Source organism: Halomonas sp. 11-S5, from assembly GCF_029889825.1.
GTDB lineage: Bacteria > Pseudomonadota > Gammaproteobacteria > Pseudomonadales > Halomonadaceae > Halomonas.
In genome coordinates this window covers 193,630-214,357 of the sequence record NZ_JARANW010000001.1, presented here as the reverse complement: position 1 = coordinate 214,357, position 20,728 = coordinate 193,630, and the positions used below count along the sequence as shown (strand labels likewise).

General features: G+C 69.0%; 23 protein-coding genes. 17 read left to right on the top strand and 6 right to left on the bottom strand.

What is annotated here, in order from left to right; all coding sequences use genetic code 11:
* Window positions 1–70 precede the first annotated feature (70 nt).
* On the top strand, window positions 71–1,000 hold the full coding sequence (locus OP497_RS01010) for a YihY/virulence factor BrkB family protein (protein WP_280545902.1): 930 nt from the start codon (window positions 71–73) through the stop codon (window positions 998–1,000).
* 71 nt (window positions 1,001–1,071) lie between these two features.
* Here the strand turns inward: OP497_RS01010 and OP497_RS01005 are convergent, their stop codons facing one another.
* Window positions 1,072–2,118, bottom strand: coding sequence for a Glu/Leu/Phe/Val dehydrogenase dimerization domain-containing protein (locus OP497_RS01005; protein WP_280545901.1), 1,047 nt, complete (start codon window positions 2,116–2,118; stop codon window positions 1,072–1,074).
* A 215-nt stretch (window positions 2,119–2,333) separates the two neighbouring features.
* Between OP497_RS01005 and OP497_RS01000 the strand changes: the two genes are divergently transcribed.
* Complete coding sequence (locus tag OP497_RS01000) at window positions 2,334–2,606, top strand: acylphosphatase (RefSeq protein WP_280545900.1); 273 nt, start codon at window positions 2,334–2,336, stop codon at window positions 2,604–2,606.
* A 57-nt stretch (window positions 2,607–2,663) separates the two neighbouring features.
* Here OP497_RS01000 and OP497_RS00995 read toward each other — a convergent pair whose 3' ends face one another.
* The 3 genes from OP497_RS00995 to OP497_RS00985 are packed head-to-tail and all read right to left on the bottom strand — an operon-like array spanning window position 2,664 to window position 5,484.
* On the bottom strand, window positions 2,664–3,605 hold the full coding sequence (locus OP497_RS00995; protein ID WP_280545899.1) for a nucleoside hydrolase: 942 nt from the start codon (window positions 3,603–3,605) through the stop codon (window positions 2,664–2,666).
* Window positions 3,602–4,534 (bottom strand): ribokinase, encoded by a 933-nt coding sequence (locus OP497_RS00990; protein WP_280545898.1) that lies wholly within the window; start codon window positions 4,532–4,534, stop codon window positions 3,602–3,604. The genes OP497_RS00995 and OP497_RS00990 overlap by 4 nt, the downstream gene beginning before the upstream one ends.
* Window positions 4,535–4,548: 14 nt before the next feature.
* Window positions 4,549–5,484: a D-2-hydroxyacid dehydrogenase gene (locus OP497_RS00985; protein WP_280545897.1), complete on the bottom strand. Its 936-nt coding sequence runs from the start codon at window positions 5,482–5,484 to the stop codon at window positions 4,549–4,551.
* A gap of 219 nt (window positions 5,485–5,703) precedes the next feature.
* Between OP497_RS00985 and OP497_RS00980 the strand changes: the two genes are divergently transcribed.
* The 13 genes from OP497_RS00980 to OP497_RS00920 all read left to right on the top strand — a co-directional run bounded on the left by OP497_RS00980 (window position 5,704) and on the right by OP497_RS00920 (window position 16,904).
* Window positions 5,704–5,961, top strand: coding sequence for a zinc ribbon domain-containing protein (locus OP497_RS00980; protein ID WP_280545896.1), 258 nt, complete (start codon window positions 5,704–5,706; stop codon window positions 5,959–5,961).
* A 50-nt stretch (window positions 5,962–6,011) separates the two neighbouring features.
* Window positions 6,012–7,793, top strand: coding sequence for an aspartate--tRNA ligase (gene aspS, locus OP497_RS00975; protein WP_280545895.1), 1,782 nt, complete (start codon window positions 6,012–6,014; stop codon window positions 7,791–7,793).
* A 238-nt stretch (window positions 7,794–8,031) separates the two neighbouring features.
* On the top strand, window positions 8,032–8,781 hold the full coding sequence (locus OP497_RS00970; RefSeq protein ID WP_280545894.1) for a YebC/PmpR family DNA-binding transcriptional regulator: 750 nt from the start codon (window positions 8,032–8,034) through the stop codon (window positions 8,779–8,781).
* A gap of 9 nt (window positions 8,782–8,790) precedes the next feature.
* Window positions 8,791–9,330: a crossover junction endodeoxyribonuclease RuvC gene (gene ruvC / locus OP497_RS00965; protein ID WP_280545892.1), complete on the top strand. Its 540-nt coding sequence runs from the start codon at window positions 8,791–8,793 to the stop codon at window positions 9,328–9,330.
* 139 nt (window positions 9,331–9,469) lie between these two features.
* Window positions 9,470–10,084 (top strand): Holliday junction branch migration protein RuvA, encoded by a 615-nt coding sequence (gene ruvA, locus OP497_RS00960; RefSeq protein WP_280545890.1) that lies wholly within the window; start codon window positions 9,470–9,472, stop codon window positions 10,082–10,084.
* 44 nt (window positions 10,085–10,128) lie between these two features.
* The gene (gene ruvB, locus OP497_RS00955; protein WP_280545889.1) at window positions 10,129–11,160 is read left to right on the top strand and encodes a Holliday junction branch migration DNA helicase RuvB; all 1,032 of its coding nucleotides are present in this window, start codon (window positions 10,129–10,131) and stop codon (window positions 11,158–11,160) included.
* Window positions 11,161–11,208: 48 nt separating this feature from the next.
* On the top strand, window positions 11,209–11,898 hold the full coding sequence (gene tolQ, locus OP497_RS00950) for a protein TolQ (RefSeq protein ID WP_280545888.1): 690 nt from the start codon (window positions 11,209–11,211) through the stop codon (window positions 11,896–11,898).
* A gap of 13 nt (window positions 11,899–11,911) precedes the next feature.
* Window positions 11,912–12,355 carry a protein TolR gene (gene tolR / locus OP497_RS00945; RefSeq protein ID WP_280545887.1) on the top strand — a complete coding sequence of 148 codons (444 nt, stop codon included), beginning with the start codon at window positions 11,912–11,914 and terminating at the stop codon, window positions 12,353–12,355.
* 9 nt (window positions 12,356–12,364) lie between these two features.
* Complete coding sequence (gene tolA / locus OP497_RS00940) at window positions 12,365–13,450, top strand: cell envelope integrity protein TolA (RefSeq protein WP_280545886.1); 1,086 nt, start codon at window positions 12,365–12,367, stop codon at window positions 13,448–13,450.
* On the top strand, window positions 13,450–14,739 hold the full coding sequence (gene tolB, locus OP497_RS00935) for a Tol-Pal system beta propeller repeat protein TolB (protein WP_280545885.1): 1,290 nt from the start codon (window positions 13,450–13,452) through the stop codon (window positions 14,737–14,739). Before tolA ends, tolB begins: the two co-directional genes overlap by 1 nt.
* A gap of 37 nt (window positions 14,740–14,776) precedes the next feature.
* Window positions 14,777–15,313, top strand: a complete 537-nt coding sequence (gene pal / locus OP497_RS00930; protein ID WP_280545884.1) for a peptidoglycan-associated lipoprotein Pal — start codon at window positions 14,777–14,779, stop codon at window positions 15,311–15,313.
* 29 nt (window positions 15,314–15,342) lie between these two features.
* Window positions 15,343–16,122 carry a tol-pal system protein YbgF gene (ybgF, locus tag OP497_RS00925; RefSeq protein ID WP_280545883.1) on the top strand — a complete coding sequence of 260 codons (780 nt, stop codon included), beginning with the start codon at window positions 15,343–15,345 and terminating at the stop codon, window positions 16,120–16,122.
* A 17-nt stretch (window positions 16,123–16,139) separates the two neighbouring features.
* Window positions 16,140–16,904, top strand: a complete 765-nt coding sequence (locus tag OP497_RS00920) for a YciK family oxidoreductase (protein WP_280545882.1) — start codon at window positions 16,140–16,142, stop codon at window positions 16,902–16,904.
* A gap of 42 nt (window positions 16,905–16,946) precedes the next feature.
* On the opposite strand, the gene OP497_RS00915 is transcribed toward OP497_RS00920, so the two are convergent.
* Complete coding sequence (locus tag OP497_RS00915; protein ID WP_280545881.1) at window positions 16,947–17,612, bottom strand: HAD-IA family hydrolase; 666 nt, start codon at window positions 17,610–17,612, stop codon at window positions 16,947–16,949.
* Window positions 17,612–18,337: a bifunctional 2-polyprenyl-6-hydroxyphenol methylase/3-demethylubiquinol 3-O-methyltransferase UbiG gene (ubiG, locus tag OP497_RS00910; RefSeq protein ID WP_280545880.1), complete on the bottom strand. Its 726-nt coding sequence runs from the start codon at window positions 18,335–18,337 to the stop codon at window positions 17,612–17,614. The genes OP497_RS00915 and ubiG overlap by 1 nt, the downstream gene beginning before the upstream one ends.
* A 144-nt stretch (window positions 18,338–18,481) precedes the next feature.
* Between ubiG and galU the strand changes: the two genes are divergently transcribed.
* Both galU and OP497_RS00900 read left to right on the top strand, forming a co-directional pair.
* A complete protein-coding gene (galU, locus tag OP497_RS00905) occupies window positions 18,482–19,372 on the top strand; it encodes a UTP--glucose-1-phosphate uridylyltransferase GalU (RefSeq protein ID WP_280545879.1) in 891 nt (296 codons plus the stop codon).
* Between the two features lie 5 nt (window positions 19,373–19,377).
* A complete protein-coding gene (locus OP497_RS00900) occupies window positions 19,378–20,667 on the top strand; it encodes a UDP binding domain-containing protein (protein ID WP_280545877.1) in 1,290 nt (429 codons plus the stop codon).
* The last annotated feature ends 61 nt before the right edge of the window (window positions 20,668–20,728 follow it).

Below are 20,728 nucleotides of genomic sequence, written 5' to 3'. Positions count from 1 at the left end.
GAATACGGCTATATTTGGGTATGCTGAAGGAAACGACAGGAACGCGGGGAACGGGATGATCACGGCGAGCATGACGACGATCCAGCAAGCAGCGTTGTTCTGGTGGGGGGTAGTGCGGGACGCAATGAAACTCTGGCTCGAGCGCAACGCCTTCAGTTATGCCGGCTCGCTGGCCTTTTACACGCTCTTCTCCCTGGCGCCCATCATGATCATCGCCGTCACGGTGATTGGCGTGGTGCTTGGCGAGGAGGCCGCCCAGGGACAGGTCGTCGCCCAACTGCAGGGCACCATGGGTCATGACGCCGCCGCCGCCATCGAGCGAGCGGTTGCCCAGTCACGCATTGAGGAGTCCGGCCTGCTGCCGACCCTGCTCGGGGTGGGGGCCCTGCTGGTCGGTGCCACCACCGTCTTCGCCCAGATGCAGTTTTCGCTGAATACCCTCTGGGGCGTGACGGCCAGGCCCAGCAGCAACAGTGCCCTCAAATTCCTCAAGAACCGCCTGCTGTCGCTGACCGTGGTGCTGTCCATCGGCTTCATCCTGCTGGTGTCGCTGGTGCTCGGGGTGGTGATACGGGCCATGCTGCAGGCCGCCGATGACCTGCTGCCCTTCGTCGGGCTGCTGACCACTGGTGCCGAGTTCCTGGTCTCGCTGGCGGTGATCGCCGCGCTCTTCGCCACCATTTTCAAGGTATTGCCGGACGTGGTGCTGCGCTGGCAGGACGTGCTGGTCGGTGCCGTGGTCACCGCCGTGCTGTTCGCCATCGGCCGTTCGGGCATCGCCATCTATCTGGCCTATACGGCCACGGCCTCCACCTACGGCGCGGCCGGTTCGGTGGTGATGATCCTGCTGTGGGTCTACTACAGCTCGCTGATCCTGCTGTTCGGCGCCGCCTTCACCAAGTGCCACCTGCTGGCGTCGGGCAAGGCGGTGGTGCCGCGCAATTCCGCGGTTCTGGTGCGCCACGAACTGCTCGATCACCACGACCCCGTCGAGACCTGAACCGCCCCTCACCCGCGAACACGAGGAAGGCCGGCGATCGCCGGCCTTCTGCATCGTGCCCACGGGCGGGATCAGCCGGCGGGACGGAAACGCTCCCGGGCCAGGTCGTTGGCCACGGTGGCAGGACTGAGGCCCTCGCGGTCGGCGCGGGCGAAGATCTGGTCCAGGGTGGCCCCGATCCCCTCGATATGCCCCATGACGGCATCGCGGCGATAGTCGTCGCGACGCTGCCAGGCGATCTCGATCACCCCGCCCGCGTTGGCCACGTAGTCCGGGGTATAGAGGATGCCGCGGGCCATCAGGCGCTCGGCGATCGCCGGAGCGGCCAGCTGGTTGTTGGCGGCGCCGCAGACCACCCTGGCCTTCAGCCGGTCGACCACCGATTCCGAGAGGGCGGCCCCCAGGGCGCAGGGCGCGAAGACGTCGACCTCGGCATCGGCGATCACGGCCGGCGCCACGGCCTCGGCGCCGAGCTCCTCGGCGAGGTGGGCCAGGGCGGCGGTATCGACATCGGTCAGCACCAGCCGGGCGCCGGCGGCGTGGAGATGGCGTGCCAGGTGGGCCCCGACGTTGCCGACCCCCTGCACCGCTACCCGCACGCCCGCCAGGTCGTCGCGCCCCAGGCCATGGCGGACGGCACTCTTGAGGGCGCAGAACACTCCCCAGGCCGTGAACGGCGAGGGATCGCCCGAGGCGGCGCCGTGGCGTGGCAGGCCGCCGACGTGCTCGGTGACCTCGGCGATGCGTCGCATGTCGGCCTCGCTGCTGCCCGAGTCCTCGGCGGTGATGTAGGCGCCGCCCAGGCCGTCGACCAGCCGGCCCATGGCGCGCAGCAGCTCGGGGGTCTTGTCGCGGCGCGGGTCGGCGATGATCACCGCCTTGCCGCCGCCCAGCGGCAGGTCGGCCAGCGCCGACTTGTAGGTCATGCCGTGGGAGAGGCGCAGCACGTCGGTGAGTGCCTCGGCGTCGCTTGCATAGGGGAAGATGCGCAGGCCGCCCAGGGCCGGGCCGCGGGTGGTGTCGTGGATGGCGATGATGGCGCGCAGGCCGCTCGCCTCGTCGCTGCCGAAGACGATCTGCTGATGGTGGTCGAACTCGGGGTGGTCGAAGACCGGCATGGCGGAACTCCCTCGTGAGGATGATCATTGTGGTTGTGTCGGCCCGGGTAGGGCGATCCTCGGCCGCGGAGGGCTTGTGGCCGTGTGGCGTCCGGGGATAGTGACAAGACTAGGGCATCGGCCCCGGGACGGGAAGGCCTGGGGGCTGGCCCCCTGCCTGGCGCGGCTGGTAGAAAGGGGCACGTGATCGATCGCGACCGACAGAGGAGATGGCCATGGACAAGTGCTGCGCGAGAGCGCTGGTGACCGGCAAGGTGCAGGGCGTCTGGTACCGCCGCGCGACCCAGGAGCAGGCCCTCAGGGCCGGGATCACCGGCCATGCGATCAACCTGCCGGACGGCCGGGTCGAGGTGCTGATGTGCGGCGAGCGCGAGGCGGTCAAGCGCCTCGCTGAGTGGCTGTGGAAGGGGCCGGACGGGGCTCGGGTCACCCATGTGGAGTTCGAGGTGATCGAGACCCACGCGCCGGACGATTTCCGCACCCGCTAGCGGTGCCGATGAACCGGCAGGGCCCGGAGCACGTGCCCTGCCGGTGCTTTTCGGCCGTCAGGCCAGAGTGTCGGCGATCCAGTCGCTGACGGCCTCGCCGTCGACGCCCAGGCAGACCTCCACCAACGGGGTATGGGACCAGCGCGCCTCGATGAAGCCGCGTCCCTCGGGGGCGAAGATCGTCTGGCCCTCGGCATCGCCGGACGTCGCCACGCTCAGATGGCCGCGGCCCGTGGTGAAGAGCTCCGGGCGCAGCAGCCAGGCCAGAGCGCAGCTGTCGTGGGGGCAGCAACCATCGATGCCCAGGAACTCCCGGTAGAAGTCCCGGTAGAAGTCGTAGCTGCCCGCCAGCACCTTGCCGAGCGCGCCCTGGCCGGCCTCGATGCGCGCCATGTGCTCGCCGGTGAGCACACAGCGATGGGTGACGTCCAGCCCCACCAGGGTCAGCGGCCAGCCGGCGGTGAGCACCCGCGCGGCGGCGTCCGGGTCATTGAACATGTTGGCCTCGGCCACCGGGGTGACGTTGCCCCCCTCACGGATCGAGCCGCCCATGATCACCACCCGCTTGACCTTCCCGGTGATCGCCGGGTCGAGCTGCAGGGCCGCGGCGAGGTTGCCCACCGGGCCCACCGCCACCAGGGTGACCTCGCCGGGCCGGGCATTCAGGGTGTCGACGATGAATTGCGGCGCGCTGCGGGAATCGGCCTTGCCCTCGACCGGCGGCAGCGCGATATCGCCCAGGCCGTTGGCGCCATGGATGTGGGCGGGCGGCGGATGACGCGCCTTGACCAGCGGTGCCGCGGCGCCCTGGGCCACGGGAACCTCTCGCCCGGCAAGCTCGGAGAGCAGCAGGGCATTGTGGGTGGCGGTCTCCACGTCGACGTTGCCGTAGGTGGTGGTCAGCCCCAGCAGCTCGAGCTCGGGATGGCGCAGGGCGATGGCGATGGCTTGGGCGTCGTCGACGCCCGGGTCGGTGTCGAAGATGATCGGATGGCTCACGGTGCCTCCTCGTCGTGGCGGTGGGGCGCGGGAAGGCCGTCGCACAGGGCGCGCTCGACCGCCGTCGCCTCGGGGATGCTCTCGGTGGCGCCGGCGACCTGGACGCTCAGGGCGGCGGCGGTGGCGGCCCGTGTCAGGCAGTCGGTCACCGGCCGTCCCTGCTGCAGGGCGGCCAGATAGTAGCCGATGAAGGTGTCGCCGGCCGCCGTGGTGTCCCGCGGCGTGACCGGCAGGGCCGGCTGGAAGTGGCGTTCGTCGTCGGACTGGTACCAGGCGCCGTCGCCGCCCAGGGTCAGCACCGTCTCGCCGCCGGGCAGGCGGCGGGCGAGGCCGTCCAGCAGGGCCTCGGGCGGGGCGGCCTCGTCCAGGCCGGCCAGCCAGGCGGCCTCGCCGCGATTGACGAACAGCAGCCGGCAGTGGGCCAGGGGCAACGCCAGCACCGCATCGCTCATCGGTGCCGGGTTGAGGGCGATGTTCAGGCCCGCCTCCACGGCGCGTTCCAGCACCCGGGGCAAAGCATTGCACTCGTTCTGGGCCAGCAGCCAGTCCCCGGGCGAGGCCGCGGCGAAATGCGCGTCGAGATCCTGTTCTGTATAGCCATGGTTGGCGCCCGGAAAGAGGAGGATGGCGTTCTCGCCCCGGTCGTCCACCTGGATGATGGCGTGGCCGCTGGGCTCGTCGACCAGGCCGATCGCCTCCACTGCCACCCCGGCACGCGCCAGCCACTCACGGGCCCAGGCGTCCTGGCGCCCCAGGCGCCCCCAGTGGCGGACCCGCCCGCCGGCGCGTGCCATGGCCAGCGACTGGTTGGCCCCCTTGCCCCCCAGGCCGACCCGGTAGTCGCGGCTGGACAGGGTCTCGCCGGGACGCACCAGATGGGGGACGCGGTAGAAGTGGTCGAGATTGATGGAACCGAAGTTGTGCAGCATGCGAGCCTCCGCGCTCAGCCTTCCTGCCAGCTACGCAGGTTGTCGGCGGTGAGGGCCACGATGCGCTGGCGGGCCTCGGGGGTGATCCAGGCGTTGTGGGGCGTGACGATCAGGTTGAGCGGCTCGCCCAGTGCATCGAGCAGCGGGTGTCCGTCGCGGGGCGGCTCCACCGGCAGCACGTCGACGCCGAGCCCGCCCAGGTGGCCCTGGCGCAGGGCCTCGAGCGCGGCCTGCTCGTCGATGATCCCGCCCCGGGCACAGTTGACCAGCAGGGCGCCGGGCTTGAGGGCGGCCAGCAGGGCAGTGTCGACCAGGTGGCGGGTGGCCTCGGTGAGGGGGCAGTGCAGGCTGATCACGTCCGCCTCGGGCGCCAGGTCGCGCAGTCCGGGGCGGCTATCATGGGCCTCATTGCCGGGGCGCGCGGCGAAGTCGACGTGCATGCCGAAGGCCTGGGCCAGCCGCGCCACCTTCGAGCCCAGTTCGCCCTGGCCGACGATCACCAGCCGCTTGCCCTCCAGCTGCAGGGTCGTGTGATCCATCAGGCAGAAGAAGGGGCTTTCATTCCAGCGTCCCTCGGCCACGTCGCGCTGGTAGCAGGGCAGCCGGGTGGCCAGGGCCAGCATCAGCATCAGTGTGTGCTGGGCCACGCTGGCCGTGCCGTAGGCGGTCACGTTCTTCACGGTGATGCCCAGGCGCTTGGCCGCGGCCATGTCGATATTGTTGGTGCCGGTGGCCAGCACGCAGATCAGCCTGAGTGAGGGCAGAGCATCGAGGGTACCGGCATCGAGTACCACCTTGTTGACGATGGCCACCTCGGCACCGGCCAGCCGCTCGGCGGCCTGGTCGCGCGTGCTCTGGTCATGCACGTCCAGGGTGTCGAGGTGCTGGCGGATCGGGGCCAGGTCGATGTCGGGACCCAGGCTGGCGGCGTCGAGAATGACGGCTTTCATGCGATTTTCCTTGTCGATGCAGGCGAGTCGGGCAACAGGCCGTGGCAGGGGTGGGCCTTGCCCGGCGCGACAGGCTATAATGGCTGGCTTTCGAGGCAGGCTTGGATTATCCGCGGGCCGGCCCTATATCATCATCGCACCACGGTAGCGCGAGGCGGTGGGTGCCCCTGCTCGTGCTTGACCCATGGGTTATGTCATTACATCGGGAGTGATCAAACCATGCCCATCTACGAATACGAGTGCAAGGCCTGCGGCCACCGCCTGGAGAAGCTTCAGAAGATCAGCGCCGAGCCGCTGAGGGACTGCCCGGCCTGCGAGGCGGCCGAGCTCAATCGCCTGGTCTCCGCGGCCGGGTTCCGGCTGGCCGGCGGCGGCTGGTACGAGACCGATTTCAAGACCGGCAACAAGAAGAACCTGGCCGGCGGCGAGGGCGGTAAGGCCGACAAGACGCCGAGCAAGGACGGGACGGCGGCCTGAGCCGCCCGACGTTGCCTTTCACCCTTTCATGCAACAGAACAGGATTTGACATGCGCAGCCATTATTGCGGCCAGCTGAACGAGACCCTGGTGGATCAGACGGTCACCCTGTGCGGCTGGGTCCACCGCCGTCGTGACCATGGGGGCGTGATCTTCCTCGACATGCGCGATCGCGATGGCATCGCCCAGGTCGTGGTCGACCCCGATACCGCCGAGGCCTTCGCCAATGCCGACCGCGTCCGCAGCGAGTATGTGCTGCGCATCGTCGGTCGCGTCAGACTGCGCCCCGAGGGCACCCAGAATCCCAACATGCCCACCGGCATGATCGAGGTGCTGGCCAAGCAGGTCGAGGTCCTCAACACCGCCGCCACGCCGCCCTTCCAGCTCGACGAGCACGGCAAGGTCGGCGAGGAGGTGCGCCTCAAGCATCGCTACATCGACCTGCGTCGCCCGGAGATGATCGAGAAGCTGCGCCTGCGCTCGCGTATCTCCCACAGCGTGCGCGCCTTCCTCGAGGGCCAGGGCTTCCTGGACATCGAGACTCCGATCCTGACCCGCGCCACTCCCGAAGGCGCCCGTGACTACCTGGTGCCGAGCCGCACCCATCCGGGCAGCTTCTTCGCGCTGCCGCAGTCGCCGCAGCTGTTCAAGCAGCTGCTGATGGTGTCGGGCTTCGACCGCTACTACCAGATCGCCAAGTGCTTCCGTGACGAGGACCTGCGCGCCGACCGCCAGCCCGAGTTCACCCAGATCGACCTCGAGGCCTCCTTCGTCGAGGAGGAGGACATCATGGCGATCACCGAGTCGATGATCCGCCAGCTGTTCCAGGAGGTGCTCGACGTCGAGCTGCCCGCCTTCCCGCGCATGCCCTATGCCGAGGCCATGAGCCGCTTCGGTTCCGACAAGCCGGACCTGCGCATCCCGCTCGAGCTCACCGACGTCGACGACCTGATGAAGGACGTCGACTTCAAGGTCTTCTCCGGCCCGGCCAACGCCGACGATGGTCGCGTGGCCGCGCTGAAGGTCACGGGCGGGGCCAGCCTGTCGCGCAAGGAGATCGACGAGTACACCCGGTTCGTCGGCATCTACGGTGCCCGCGGGCTGGCCTGGATCAAGGTCAACGACCGAGCCAGGGGCCTCGAGGGCCTGCAGTCGCCCATCGTCAAGTTCATGGAGGGCGTGGTCGAACAGCTGCTGGACCGGGTGGGCGCCGAGGACGGTGACATCATCTTCTTCGGTGCCGACAAGGCGCGCATCGTCAACGAGGCGCTGGGGGCGCTGCGCGTGCGCCTCGGCGAGGACCTCGACCTCTATACCGCCGACTGGGCCCCGCTGTGGGTGGTCGACTTCCCGATGTTCGAGGAGGATGGCAGCGCCCGCCTGCAGGCCCTGCACCATCCCTTCACTGCCCCTTCCTGCGACGCCGAGACCCTCAAGGCTCATCCGGCCTCCGCGCTCTCGCGGGCCTATGACATGGTGCTCAACGGCACCGAGCTGGGTGGCGGTTCGATCCGTATCCACGACCAGGCGATGCAGCAGACCGTGCTCGAGGTGCTGGGCATCGGCGAAGAGGAGGCCCGGGAGAAGTTCGGCTTCCTGCTCGACGCCCTGCAGTACGGTGCGCCGCCCCATGGCGGCCTGGCCTTCGGCCTCGACCGCCTGGTGATGCTGATGAGCGGGGCGCGAAGCATCCGCGAGGTGATCGCCTTCCCCAAGACCCAGAGCGCCGCCTGCCTGCTGACCGACGCGCCCAGCGAGGTCGATGCCGAGCAGCTCAAGGAGCTCAACATCCGCCTGCGCCAGAAGGCCAAGGCGGAGACCGCCGGCGAGTGACGGCGACCCCGCTCCAATGAGATCCCACCGGCGCCCCAGGGCGCCGGTGGCGTCTCGAAACCTTGAGGAGGGGAGGCGCGGTTTTACCCGATACGAGAGGCGCCGGGGACAGGGCGAAGAGGAGGTCCTACGCCAGGGATGGCGTCGGTAGCGCCCAGGGAAGGGTTTACAGCGCCTCCTCATAGCCCTGTCGCCGGAACAGCCTCGAGCAGAGATAGAGCTACCACGGGAGGTTGCCATGGCAGGCCATAGCAAGTGGGCCAATATCAAGCACCGCAAGGCGGCCCAGGACGCCCGGCGGGGCAAGATCTTCAACAAGCTGATCCGTGAGCTGAGCGTGGCCGCCCGCCAGGGCGGCGGCGAGGCGGCCGACAATCCACGGCTGCGCGCCGCCATCGACAAGGCGCTGGCCAACAACATGACCAAGGAGACCATCCAGCGGGCGGTGGACCGGGGGGCCGGCAATGCCGAGGGCGACGCCATGGAGGAGTGCGTCTACGAGGGCTATGGCCCCGAGGGCGTGGCGGTGATGGTCGAATGCCTGACCGATAACCGCAATCGGACTGTCTCCGAGGTGCGACACGCCTTCGGCAAGCATGGCGGCAACCTCGGCACCACCGGCTCGGTGGCCTTCATGTTCCACCGCCAGGGTCGCCTGGCGCTGCCCGAGGGGGTCACCGAGGAGGCCGCCATCGAGGCCACTCTGGAGGCGGAACCCGAGGAGATCGAGGTCCGGGACGATGGCCGCCTCGAGGTGGTCACCACGCCCGAGTCCTTCAGCCGGGTGAAGGATGCGCTCATCGCGGCGAGGCTCGATCCCGAGCACAGCGACGTGGGGCTGTATCCGCAAACCACCACCCCCATCGCCGAGGCGGAACTCGCCGGCAAGGTCCTCAAGCTGCTCGACATGCTCGAGGACCTGGACGATGTCCAGAACGTCACCACCAACGCGGAGTTCGCCGACGATGTCCTCGACCAGCTCGATTGAAACTTACCGATGCTGATCCTCGGCATCGACCCCGGATCGCGGATCACCGGCTACGGGGTGCTGGACGTCACCACGCCCACACCGCGCTACGTGGCCAGCGGCTGCATCCGTATCCAGGCCGACGACCTCGCCCAGCGCCTGGCCCAGGTCTATGCCGGGGTCAGCGAGCTGATCGCGGTGCATGGCCCCGGGGAGTTCGCCATCGAGCAGGTGTTCATGTCGAAGAATGCCGACTCCGCCCTCAAGCTCGGCCAGGCCCGCGGCACGGCCATCGTCTGCGCTGCCAACCATGGGCTGCCGGTCAGCGAGTACGGCCCCCGTCAGATCAAGCAGGCGGTGACCGGCAGTGGCAGCGCCGACAAGGCCCAGGTACAGCACATGGTGACGGCGATCCTCGGCCTCTCGGCCACGCCCCAGGCGGATGCCGCCGACGCCCTGGCCATCGCGCTCACCCATGCCCATGCGCGCATGGGGCTGGTGCGCGTGGGCAGCTATGGTGGGCATCGCAGCCGCCGCAAGGGGGGCTCCTGGCGTGACTTCCGCCCGTGATGCTGTCGCCGTGTGGCGACGGGACACATTGTCGAACGCTGTTCCCGCGGGCTGGCATGCGGCTCGGACGAACAGTATAGTGGCCCGTGACGGCCCTGCGGGCCGTGATGGACTCCAACCCAAGGGACAGCGAATTTCCATGATAGGACGCCTGCGAGGCACCCTGCTCGAGAAACAGCCCCCCTGGATGGTGGTGGAGGTGGCCGGCGTCGGCTACGAGCTGGAAGCCTCCATGACCACCCTGGTGGCCATGCCCGGCACCGGGGAGCCGGTATCGCTCTATACCCACCTGACCATCCGGGAGGACGCTCACCTGCTCTACGGCTTCGCCCGAGAGCAGGAGCGCGCGCTCTTCCGTGCCCTGATCAAGGTCAATGGCATCGGCCCCAAGCTGGCCCTGGGCATCCTCTCCGGCATGGACGAGGAGGCCTTCGTGCGCTGCGTGATGGACGACGACGTCAAGGCGCTGACCCGGCTGCCCGGGGTAGGCAAGAAGACCGCCGAGCGGCTGATCATCGAGATGCGCGACCGCTTTCCCCACTGGGAGCAGCCGGGCGAACGGGTCATCGGCACGCACGCTGTCGCGGGCAGCGTGTCGTCCGGCGCCACGGATCCCGTCGCCGATGCCGAGGCGGCCCTGGTCAGCCTGGGCTACAAGCCCGCCGAGGCGGCCCGCATGCTGGTCGGCCTCGAGGCGTCCGGTTCCACCGAGGCCATGATCAAGGCGGCGCTGACCCGCCGCCTCGCGGGGTGAATCGATGACACCTCCATGCTTCCACCTGATGCCGGATGGCCGCCATGCTCGAGACTGATCGCTTGATCGCCGCCGACCCGCGCGACGGGGAGGGCGGTGTCGACCATGGCGGCGTCGACCATGCCATTCGTCCCAAGCGGCTGGCCGACTACATCGGCCAGCCGCGGGTGCGCGAGCAGCTCGACATCTTCATCAGCGCCGCCCGCGGCCGCGAGGAGAGCCTCGACCATACCCTGGTGTTCGGCCCGCCGGGGCTCGGCAAGACGACGCTCGCCAACATCGTCGCCGCCGAGATGGGCGTGGGGCTCAAGTCCACCTCGGGGCCGGTGCTCGAGCGGGCCGGCGACCTCGCCGCCATGCTCACCAACCTGCAGCCCGGCGACGTGCTCTTCATCGACGAGATCCACCGCCTGTCGCCGGTGGTGGAAGAGATCCTCTATCCCGCCATGGAGGACTTCCAGCTCGACATCGTCATTGGCGAGGGGCCGGCGGCGCGCTCGATCAAGCTCGACCTCCCCCCCTTCACGCTGGTCGGCGCCACCACCCGGGCGGGCCTTCTGACCTCGCCGCTGCGCGACCGCTTCGGCATTGTCCAGCGCCTGGAGTTCTACAGCATCGACGAGCTCACCGAGATCGTCGTGCGCTCCGCGCGGCTGCTGGGGGTCGAGTGTGACCGGGAGGGCGCCCGGGAAATCGCGCGCCGTTCTCGGGGCACCCCGCGCATCGCCAACCGGCTGCTGCGCCGGGTGCGCGACTTCGCCGAGGTGCGCGCCCAGGGCCGCGTGAATGCCGAGATCGCCGACCTGGCCTTGAATATGCTCCATGTGGACCACCAAGGCCTCGATCACATGGATCGACGCCTGCTGCTGGCGATGATCGAGAAGTTCGACGGCGGTCCGGTGGGCATCGACTCCCTGGCCGCGGCGATCGGCGAGGAGCGCGACACCATCGAGGACGTCATCGAACCCTATCTGATCCAGCAGGGTCTGATGATGCGCACCGCCCGCGGCCGGGTGGTGACCCGTCAGGCCTGGGAACACTTCGACCTGGCGCCCCATGAGCGGGCGCCCCACTAACGGAACCCCCACTCCCGTGACGACTGACCAAGACCGACGAGGATGCCCGTGAACGACTCCCTGTCCCTACCCCATCTGATCATGAACGCCAGCGGCGTGGTGCAGGTGGTGATGCTGATCCTGGTGATCGCCTCCATCCTCTCCTGGGTGGTGATCTTCCAGCGCACCTTCGTGATGCGTCGGGCGCGCAAGGCACACCGTGCCTTCGAGGACCGTTTCTGGTCCGGCGTCGACCTCAACGAGCTCTATCGCGAGACGCCTGCCGAGCAGGAGACCCAGGGCGCCGAGCACGTCTTCCGTGCCGGCTTCCGCGAGTTCAACCGCCTGCTGGCCAAGACCCGCAGCCCCCAGGCGATCCTCGAGGGCGTCCAGCGCAGCATGCGCGTGGCCTGGTCCCGCGAGGAAGACCGCCTGAGCCTGCACCTGGTGTTCCTGGCCACGGTCGCCTCGGCCAGCCCCTACATCGGCCTGTTCGGGACCGTCTGGGGCATCATGGGCTCCTTCCAGTCGCTCTCCATGGCCCAGCAGGCGACCCTGGCCACGGTGGCCCCGTGGATCGCAGAGGCCCTGATCGCCACCGCCATGGGACTGTTCGCGGCCATTCCCGCGGTGATCTTCTACAATCGGCTCTCCGCCGAGTCCGGGCGCCTGCTGGGCAAGTACGAGGACTTCGCCGAAGAGTTTCACTCCATCCTGCACCGCAACCTGCAGGGCCGGACCGACCCCGGCGCCGACTGAAGGAGAGGCCGTCATGCTAGGACCCTTCAATCGTGGCGGGCGCCGCAAGCCCATGGCCGAGATCAACGTGGTGCCCTTCATTGACGTCATGCTGGTGCTGCTGGTGATCTTCATGATCACCGCGCCCATGCTCACCCAGGGCGTGCAGGTCGATCTGCCCCAGGTCAGCTCCGAACCCATCGAGGACATTGATGATCAGGAACCCATCATAGCCACGGTAGATAAAGAGGGACGTTACTACCTCTCTATAGGTGGTGAAGATGAAGACCCAATGACTCTCGATGGAATCTCTGACCGAGTGATCATCCTGCTGGAGCGTCGTCCTGGCACTCAAGTCCTGGTCAAGGGCCATCGTGAAGTGGGTTATGGTGCTGTTGTGACGCTGATGAGCACCCTGCAGGCCGCCGGGGTGAACAATGTCGGGCTGATCTCCGAACCGCCCCCCGGGGACCGTTGAGGAGCCCACATGGCCAGACATGACCGACGCGTGGGCTATGGCCTGCCGCTGGTGCTCGCCGTCGCCCTGCACCTGGCGATCCTGGTGGCCAGCGTGATCCGCTTTCCCGAGCGGGAGACCGAGCCGCCAAGTACCAATATCGTCCAGGCGACGCTGGTCAGCACCGAGACCACCACCGACCAGGCCCAGCGCGCCGAGGAGGCCCAGGCCCGGGCGGCGGCCCGCCAGGCCGAGGAGGAGGCCGCGGCGCGTGCCGAGGAACAAGACGCTCGCCAGGAAGAGGCCAAGGCCGTCGAGGAGGCCGCCCGTCAGGCCGAGGAGGCCGAACGCCAGCGTCAGGAAGAGGCCCAGGCTCGGGAAGAGGCGCGCCGGGCCGCCGAGGAGGAGGCCGCCCGTCGCGCCGAACAGGCCGAGCAACAGGCCCGTGAGCGGGAGGACCAGGCCGAGCGTCGCCGCCAGGCCGAGGCGGAAGCCGAACGGAAGCGCCAGGCCGAAGCGGAAGCCGAACGGAAGCGTCAGGCCGAGGCGGAAGCCGAACGGAAGCGTCAGGCCGAGGCGGAAGCCGAACGGAAGCGTCAGGCCGAGGCGGAAGCCGAACGGAAGCGCCAGGCCGAGGCGGAAGCCGAACGGAAGCGCCAGGACGAGGCGGAAGCCGAACGGAAGCGTCAGGCCGAGGCGGAAGCCGAACGGAAGCGCCAGGCCGAGGAACAGGCCCGTCGCGCCGCCGAGGCGGCCAACCAGGGTCTGGATCGTGCCATCGAGGGCGAAGCCGACAACGTGGCCAATGCCCGCCAGGCCACAGAAGCGGCCAACAGCTTCATCAACCTTGTGCGCCGGGCGGTGGAGCAGGCCTGGGTGATTCCGCCCAACGTGCCCGACGGTGCCAGCGCCGAGGTCTCGGTGCAACTGGGCCCCTCAGGGGAGCTGTTCGCGGCTACCATTGGTCAGAGCAGTGGCAACAGCGCCTTCGACCGCTCCGCGGTCCAGGCCGTGGAGGCCGCCGCGCCCTTCGCCGAGCTGCGCCAGTTGCCGGCGTCGGCCCAGCGCGACTACCGTCAATTCAACCTGCGATTCCGACCGGGGGATATACGCTGATGAATGTCCTGAAGACCACCTGGCTGGCCGCCATGCTGATGCTGTTCACCAGCCTGGCCCAGGCCGCCGACCTGACCATCGAGATCACCCGTGGCAATGAACGCGCCACGCCCATCGCCATCGTGCCCTTCGTCGACGGCGAGGACCTGCCCCAGGACATTGCCCAGATCGTCTCCGACGACCTGGAGCGCAGCGGCTATTTCGAGCCACTGGAACGTCGCGCCATGTTCGAGCGCCCCGCCTCGAGCGACGAGGTTCGCTACGGCGACTGGCGCGCCCTGGACGTTCGCTACCTGGTGGCGGGTCGGATCAGCCGCGAGGGCGATCAGTACCGCATTCGCTACGACCTGGTGGATATCAGCGGCGAACGCCGCATGCTCGCCGAGACCGTGACCGCCGGCCGCCAGGGGCTGCGTGACGCCGCGCACTACATCAGCGACCAGATCTTCGAGGCGATCACCGACATCCGGGGGGCCTTTTCGACCCGCATCGCCTACGTGACCTCCAGCGGCATCGGCGGAGACACCCAGTATGCCCTCCACGTCTCCGATGCCGACGGGCGCAACAGCCAGCAGATCCTCTCGTCCGACGAGCCGATCATGTCGCCGGCCTGGGCGCCGGATGGCGGCAAGCTGGCCTATGTCTCCTTCGAGACCGAGCGTCCGGCGATCTATATCCAGGATCTCTCCTCCGGCCGGCGCGTGCGTGCCACCTCCTTCGAGGGGCTGAACAGCGCCCCGACCTGGTCACCCGATGGCCGCCGTCTGGCGATGGCGCTCTCCAAGGATGGCCAGCCCGAGATCTACGTGATGGACATCGGCTCGCGGGACGTGCGGCGCGTCACCAACAATTCCAGCATCGACACCGAGCCCGCCTGGTCGCCGGATGGTCGCAGCCTGCTGTTCACCTCGGACCGCAGCGGTGGCCCCCAGATCTACCGCCTCGCCCTGGGCAGCGGGGAGGAGGAACGCCTCACCTTCACCGGTGACTACAATGCCCGGGCGCGCTTCGCGCCGGACGGTGAGGCGATCTTCCTGATCCATCGCGGCAGCAACGGCTACCAGGTGGCGCGCCAGGACCTGGAAAGCGGCCGCCTGGTGGCCCTGAGCGATACCGGGCAGGCCGAATCGCCCAGTGTCGCGCCCAATGGCACCATGGTAATCTTCGCCACCCAGCAGGGCGGCAACGGCGTGCTGGGCGGGGTCTCCGCCGATGGGCGCGCCTCCTTCCGGCTGCCGGCGGCGCAGGGTGATGTCCGCGAACCCGCGTGGTCACCGTTTCTGAACTGATGTATCCAGCACGATATATCCAACGAGGAGTTTCACGATGCAGCTCAAGCCCTATGCCAGAACCCTGGCCATTGCCCTGTCCCTGGCCTTCGTGGCCGGCTGTTCAAGCACGGGTGGCGGCCAGGACGGTGACCTGACGGGAGGCGCCGGCGGCACCGATCGCGGTGGCGTGTCCACGGGCGGCGTCGATGGCCGCGGCGTCAGCGGCGATCGCGCCGGCCAGATGGCCGATGCCGACGGCCGCATCCCGGAGACCCGCACCATCTACTTCGAGTACGACAGCGATGCCATCCGCAACGAGTTCGAGCCGGTGCTGACCGCCCATGCCCGCTTCCTGCGGAACAATCCCAACGCCAGCGTCGTCCTGCAGGGCCATACCGACGAGCGCGGCACCCGCGAGTACAACCTGGCACTGGGCGAGCGCCGCGCCGGCGCCGTCGAGCGTTACCTCAACGTGCAGGGCGTGTCGCCGTCCCAGGTCGAGGTGGTGAGCTACGGCGAGGAGCGGCCCGCGGCACGTGGCCAGAACGAGCAGGCCTACGCCCAGAACCGTCGGGTGGTCTTCGCTTACTGAGCCGGGCCGACACGACGAGGGAGAAAGCGATGAGACACGGTCTGAAGAGGCTGTGCGGTGCGGGAGCCCTGGTACTCCCGCTGACCGTAGCGATGCCGCTCCTGGCGCAGCAGCCGGTGATCGAGGACCTCACCGGGCGATCCGGGTCCGGTGGCTTCTATGACCAGGCGGCCACCCGCGAGGAGGCCGGCGGCAGCCTGGTGATCTTCAACCAGGTCCAGCAGCACCAGGAGGAGATCCGCCAGCTGCGCGGCCAGGTGGAGGAGCTGCGCCACCAGCTGGAGCAGCTGCGCCGCCAGACCCGCCAGCAATACCTGGACATCGAGGATCGCCTGATGGCGGCGGGCAGTGGCGTCGACCAGGCCGCCTCGGCCGTGGACGAGGAGAGCGCCCGTCAGGTCGCCGAAACCCCCTCGCCGAGCGGTGACGATCCCGGCGCTCAGTCGGCCTACCAGGCGGCCTTCTCGCATGTCCAGGCCCGTGAGTTCGGCGAGGCGATCGGTGCCTTCGAGTCCTTCGTGACCCAGTACCCCGGCAGCCGCCTGACCGCCAATGCCCACTACTGGCTCGGCGAGCTCTACTCGGCCGAGGGCGAGCTGGAGGCCGCCGATGCCGCCTTTCGGCGGGTCCTGCAGGACTTCCCCGAGAGCCGCAAGGTGCCCGACGCCCTCTACAAGCTGGGGCTGCTCGAGGCACGCCAGGGGCGTCCGGAAGAGAGCCGGGCGCTGCTCGACCGCGTGCGCGAGGAGCACCCCGACAGCAGCGCCGCCGGGCTGGCCGACGACTTCCTGCGCCAGGCAGGCAACTGAGGGACAGAGGAGACGTGATGACCTGCAAGATCGACTACCAGCCCGCGGCCAATCTGCTCGAGGGCCGCATCATCCTGGTGACCGGTGCCGGCGACGGCATCGGTCGGGCCGCGGCCCTGGCCTTCGCCGGCCATGGGGCCACCGTGATCCTGCTGGGGCGCACCATCACCAAGCTGGAGAAGGTCTATGACGAGATCGAGGCCGCCGGGGGCCCCCAGCCGGCCATCTTCCCGTTGAACTTCGAGGGGGCCACGCTCAAGGACTACCACGACATGGCCGAGACCCTCGACAAGGAGTTCGGCCAGCTCGACGGTATCCTGCATAATGCCGGCATTCTCGGCCGCATCACGCCCTTCGAGCAGTACAATCCCGAGCTCTGGGAGCAGGTGATGCAGGTCAACATCAACGGGCCGATCTGGATGACCCAGGCCCTGCTGCCGTTGCTGAAGAGCTCGCCGGATGCCTCGGTGGTGTTCACCTCCTCGAGCGTGGGGCGCCGCGGCCGGGCCTACTGGGGGGCCTACGCGGTGTCCAAGTTCGCCACCGAAGGCTTCGTCCAGGTGCTGGCCGACGAGGTCGAGCACCTGGGCACCCTGCGTGTTAACAGCCTCAATCCCGGGGCGACCCGCACCGCCATGCGCAAGACGGCCTACCCCGGGGAGAACGAGATGACGCTGCGCACCCCGGAAGAGATCATGCCCACCTACCTGTGGCTGATGGGGCCGGACAGCCGCGGCCACAACGGCGAGACGTTCGACGCCCAGCCACCGAAACAGGGGTGAGGGCTAAGCCCCGGGGTCGCCCCGGGGCACGCTTTACCCGTCTCACCTGGCGCCCTGCAGTGCCGCCACCAGCGCCTCGGCGGTATCGAACCACAGGTCGGCCGGCCAGCCCCGGTAGTCGTCGCCCTCCTCGATATAGCCATAGCCCACCGCCACCGCGGCCATGCCGGCGGCGCGTGCCGCCTGCATGTCGCGCCGGTGATCGCCGATATACCAGCAGTCTGCCGCTGTCGCCCGTAGGCGCCTCGCGGCCTCCCTCAGCGGCTCGGGATCGGGCTTCTTGACCGGCAGGTCGTCGGCGCAGAGCAGGGCGCCGGGGGCAAGCCCCAGCGCCTCGACCAGGGGCGCGGCATAGGCCCGGGGCTTGTTGGTGACGATCCCCCAGGGGCGGTGGCTGGCCTCCCATTCGGCCAGCAATTGCTCCAGCGGGGAGAAGATGCGGCTCTCCTCGGCCACCGCCCGTCCATAGGCCTCGAGCAGGAAGGTGCGCGCCTCGCCATGGCCTTCGGCCTCCTTGGCGAGACCCAGTGCCAGGGTCACCAGGGCACTGCCGCCGTTGGAGACCTGGGCACGGATCACCGCATAGGGCAGGGCAGGCAGCCCATGGTAGCAACGCAGGGCGTTGGTGGCCCGCGCCAGGTCCGGCGCGGTGTCCACCAGGGTGCCGTCCAGGTCGAAGAGCAGGGCCAGTGGTGGTCGCCCGTCCATCACGTCGCCTCCCGGCGACAGTGCATCAGGTAGTTGACCGAGACATCGCGCGTCGACAGGGCATAGCGACGGGTCAGTGGATGGAAGACCAGGCCGTTCTGCTCGCGCACGTCCAGGCCCGCCTCGCGACACCAGCCCGCCAGTTCCGAGGGGCGGATGAAGCGGCGGTAGTCATGGGTGCCGCGCGGCAACATGCCCAACACGTATTCGGCCCCGAGCACCGCCAGCGCATAGGCCTTGGGATTGCGGTTCAGGGTCGAGAAGAACACCTGGCCACCGGGCTGGACCAGGGCGGCGCAGGCGCGAACGACCGAGCCGGGATCCGGCACGTGCTCGAGCATCTCCAGGCAGGTCACCACGTCGAACTCGCAAGGGTGGGCCGCGGCCATCTCCTCGACGCTGACGTGGCGGTAGCCGATGGCCACCCCGCTCTCCTTGGCGTGTTGCCGGGCCACGGCCAGCGGCGCCTCCCCGAGGTCGATGCCGGTGACCTCGGCCCCCCGGTGGGCCATGGCCTCAGCGAGGATGCCGCCGCCGCAGCCCACATCGAGCACCCGTCGCCCGGCCAGTCCCGCCCGGGCATCGATGAAGTCCAGGCGCAGCGGGTTGATGTCGTGGAGGGGCTTGAACTCGCCTTGCGGATCCCACCAGCGGTCGGCCAGGGCCTCGAACTTGGCGATCTCCGCCTGGTCGACGTTGTCCGCTTCCGGGTGGCTTGCACTCATTGCTGTCTCCAAGGTGTCGCCGAGCCGACACTCCGTGGCAGGCCGGGCTCGGTCCGGTATCATGAGGCATTGTACCCGCTCCCGGGTGGGCATTCCCACGCTTTCCCCAGGGGCCACATCCTCAACAGTGACAGGGACCGCACCATGATCAACAAGGCCGTTCTTCCCGTTGCCGGATTCGGCACGCGCTGTCTCCCGGCCTCCAAGGCCATTCCCAAGGAGATGATCACCATCGTCGACCGGCCGGTGATCCAGTACGTGGTCCAGGAGGCCGTCGCCGCCGGCATTCGCGACATCGTGCTGGTGACCCATGGCACCAAGAGCGCTATCGAGAACCACTTCGACAAGCACTTCGAGCTCGAGGCGAGCCTCGAGGCCAAGGGCAAGACGGAGCTGCTGGAGGAGCTGCGCTCCATCGTGCCCGCCGACGTCAATATCATCAGCGTGCGCCAGCCCGAGCCGCTGGGCCTGGGCCATGCGGTGCTCTGTGCGCGCCCGGTGGTGGGCGACGACGAGCCCTTCGCGGTGCTGCTGCCCGACGTGCTGGTCGATGACGAGGGCATCGAGCCCAACGACCTGGCCGGCATGATCGCCTCCTTCGAGGTCAGCCATCACAGCCAGCTGATGGTCGAGGAGGTACCCCATGACATGGTCCACAAGTACGGCATCGTCGACACCGGCGGCGAGCTCCCCGGCCCCGGCGAGTCGCGGCCGATCGCCGGCGTGGTGGAGAAGCCGGCGGTCGATGAGGCGCCCTCCAACCTGGCGGTGATCGGTCGCTACGTGCTGCCGGGGCGGATCTTCTCGCTGCTGGCCGAGACCCCGCCGGGGGCCGGCAACGAGATCCAGCTCACCGATGCCATCGAGACCCTGCGTCGCGAGGAGGGCGTCGACGCCTGGCGGATGCGCGGCAAGACCTATGACTGCGGCCACCAGCTGGGCTACCTGGAGGCGATCCTTGCCTATGGTCGTCGCCATGCGCGCTACGGCCAGGGGTTCCGTGAGCTGCTGACACGCTACGCCGGAGAGGAGTGAGACCCATGCGGGTACTGATCCACGGCAGCGAGCTGGCCGCCGCCACCGCCGCGGCGGCGCTCTCCTGGGTCGGCCACCGGGTGACCTGGCTGCCCCACGCCTCGGCCGACTGGCCGGCGCTCTCCACCAGCGGCTGGCTGACCAGCGAACCGGAGCTGATGCCCCGGCTCGAGGAGGGGTTGGGCCAGGGCAGCCTGCGCCTGGTCGCCTCTGAGCGAGACGCCGTCGGCCGCGAGCCCTTCGACGTGATCTGGTTGGCCGTCTCCCCGGACCAGCGCCAGGACGCGGCCGACAGCATCGAGCGCCTGATGACCGGCCTCTGCCCCGGAGCGGTGCTGGTCAACAACTCCACCTTCCCGGTGGGGGAGACCGAGCAGCTGGAGTCACGCCTCGATGGCTGCCGGGCGGTGGCCCTGGCCGACCTGCTCGAGGAGGGGCGCGCCTGGGAGACCTTCACCCGGCCCTCCCGCTGGCTGCTGGGCTGTGACGACGACGGGGCGGAGCGTCAGGTGCGCGAGTTGCTGCGCGCCTTCAATCGCCGCCGCGAAGTGTTCCAGCGCATGCCGCGGCGCGCAGCGGAGCTCACCAAGCTAGCCATCAACGGCATGCTCGCCACGCGCATCAGCTATATGAACGATATCGCCGGGCTGGCCGACAGCCTGGGGGTGGACGTGGAATACGTCCGCCAGGGCATGGGGGCCGACTCGCGCATCGGCTACGAGTACCTCTATCCCGGCTGCGGCTTCGGCGGCCCCAACTTCTCCCGCGACCTGATGCGCCTGGCCGATGTCCAGTCGGCGAGCGGGCGCCACTCGGCGCTGCTCGACCAGGTGCTCGACATCAACGAGCACAAGAAGGAGACGCTGTTCCGCAAGCTCTGGGCGCACTTCCACGGCCGCCTGGAGGGCCGGTGCGTGGCGATCTGGGGGGCGGCCTTCAAACCCGGCACCGCCCGCATCGACCAGGCGCCGGTGCTCACGCTGTTGCGCGCCCTCTGGGCTCAGGGCGTGAGGGTTCGCCTGCATGACCCGGCGGCGATCCCTGCCGTGCTGGCCGAGGTCGGCGAGCATCCGCTGCTCGAAGTGTTCCGGGGAGATCCCCTGGAGGCCTGCGAGGGGGCCGATGCACTGATGCTGGTCACCGAGTGGAAGGCCTACTGGAACCCCGACTGGCCGCGGCTGGCCGAGCGGCTCGGCGAGAAGCTGCTGCTCGACGGGCGCAACATCTACGACCCCGCCCATGTCGCCGCCTGTGGCATGCACTATCGGGGGATCGGGCGACGCGCCGACCCCTAGCACGCGCTCGCACAGACAGGGCCCACCAACGCAAGCGGCCCCGCCAGTTGGCGGGGCCGCT

Excerpts from the sequence above, each read along its gene's own strand:
- aspS (WP_280545895.1), top strand. The coding sequence starts at position 6,012 with ATGCGCAGCCATTATTGCGGCCAGCTGAACGAGACCCTGGTGGATCAG.
- tolB (WP_280545885.1), top strand. The coding sequence starts at position 13,450 with ATGAATGTCCTGAAGACCACCTGGCTGGCCGCCATGCTGATGCTGTTC.
- ubiG (WP_280545880.1), bottom strand. The coding sequence starts at position 18,337 with ATGAGTGCAAGCCACCCGGAAGCGGACAACGTCGACCAGGCGGAGATC.
- OP497_RS00920 (WP_280545882.1), top strand. The coding sequence starts at position 16,140 with ATGACCTGCAAGATCGACTACCAGCCCGCGGCCAATCTGCTCGAGGGC.
- ruvA (WP_280545890.1), top strand. The coding sequence starts at position 9,470 with ATGATAGGACGCCTGCGAGGCACCCTGCTCGAGAAACAGCCCCCCTGG.
- ybgF (WP_280545883.1), top strand. The coding sequence starts at position 15,343 with ATGAGACACGGTCTGAAGAGGCTGTGCGGTGCGGGAGCCCTGGTACTC.
- OP497_RS00990 (WP_280545898.1), bottom strand. The coding sequence starts at position 4,534 with ATGCTGCACAACTTCGGTTCCATCAATCTCGACCACTTCTACCGCGTC.
- OP497_RS01005 (WP_280545901.1), bottom strand. The coding sequence starts at position 2,118 with ATGCCGGTCTTCGACCACCCCGAGTTCGACCACCATCAGCAGATCGTC.
- tolA (WP_280545886.1), top strand. The coding sequence starts at position 12,365 with ATGGCCAGACATGACCGACGCGTGGGCTATGGCCTGCCGCTGGTGCTC.
- OP497_RS00970 (WP_280545894.1), top strand. The coding sequence starts at position 8,032 with ATGGCAGGCCATAGCAAGTGGGCCAATATCAAGCACCGCAAGGCGGCC.
- OP497_RS00915 (WP_280545881.1), bottom strand. The coding sequence starts at position 17,612 with ATGGACGGGCGACCACCACTGGCCCTGCTCTTCGACCTGGACGGCACC.
- ruvB (WP_280545889.1), top strand. The coding sequence starts at position 10,129 with ATGCTCGAGACTGATCGCTTGATCGCCGCCGACCCGCGCGACGGGGAG.
- OP497_RS00985 (WP_280545897.1), bottom strand. The coding sequence starts at position 5,484 with ATGAAAGCCGTCATTCTCGACGCCGCCAGCCTGGGTCCCGACATCGAC.
- pal (WP_280545884.1), top strand. The coding sequence starts at position 14,777 with ATGCAGCTCAAGCCCTATGCCAGAACCCTGGCCATTGCCCTGTCCCTG.
- galU (WP_280545879.1), top strand. The coding sequence starts at position 18,482 with ATGATCAACAAGGCCGTTCTTCCCGTTGCCGGATTCGGCACGCGCTGT.
- tolR (WP_280545887.1), top strand. The coding sequence starts at position 11,912 with ATGCTAGGACCCTTCAATCGTGGCGGGCGCCGCAAGCCCATGGCCGAG.
- ruvC (WP_280545892.1), top strand. The coding sequence starts at position 8,791 with ATGCTGATCCTCGGCATCGACCCCGGATCGCGGATCACCGGCTACGGG.
- OP497_RS00980 (WP_280545896.1), top strand. The coding sequence starts at position 5,704 with ATGCCCATCTACGAATACGAGTGCAAGGCCTGCGGCCACCGCCTGGAG.
- OP497_RS01000 (WP_280545900.1), top strand. The coding sequence starts at position 2,334 with ATGGACAAGTGCTGCGCGAGAGCGCTGGTGACCGGCAAGGTGCAGGGC.
- OP497_RS00900 (WP_280545877.1), top strand. The coding sequence starts at position 19,378 with ATGCGGGTACTGATCCACGGCAGCGAGCTGGCCGCCGCCACCGCCGCG.
- OP497_RS01010 (WP_280545902.1), top strand. The coding sequence starts at position 71 with ATGACGACGATCCAGCAAGCAGCGTTGTTCTGGTGGGGGGTAGTGCGG.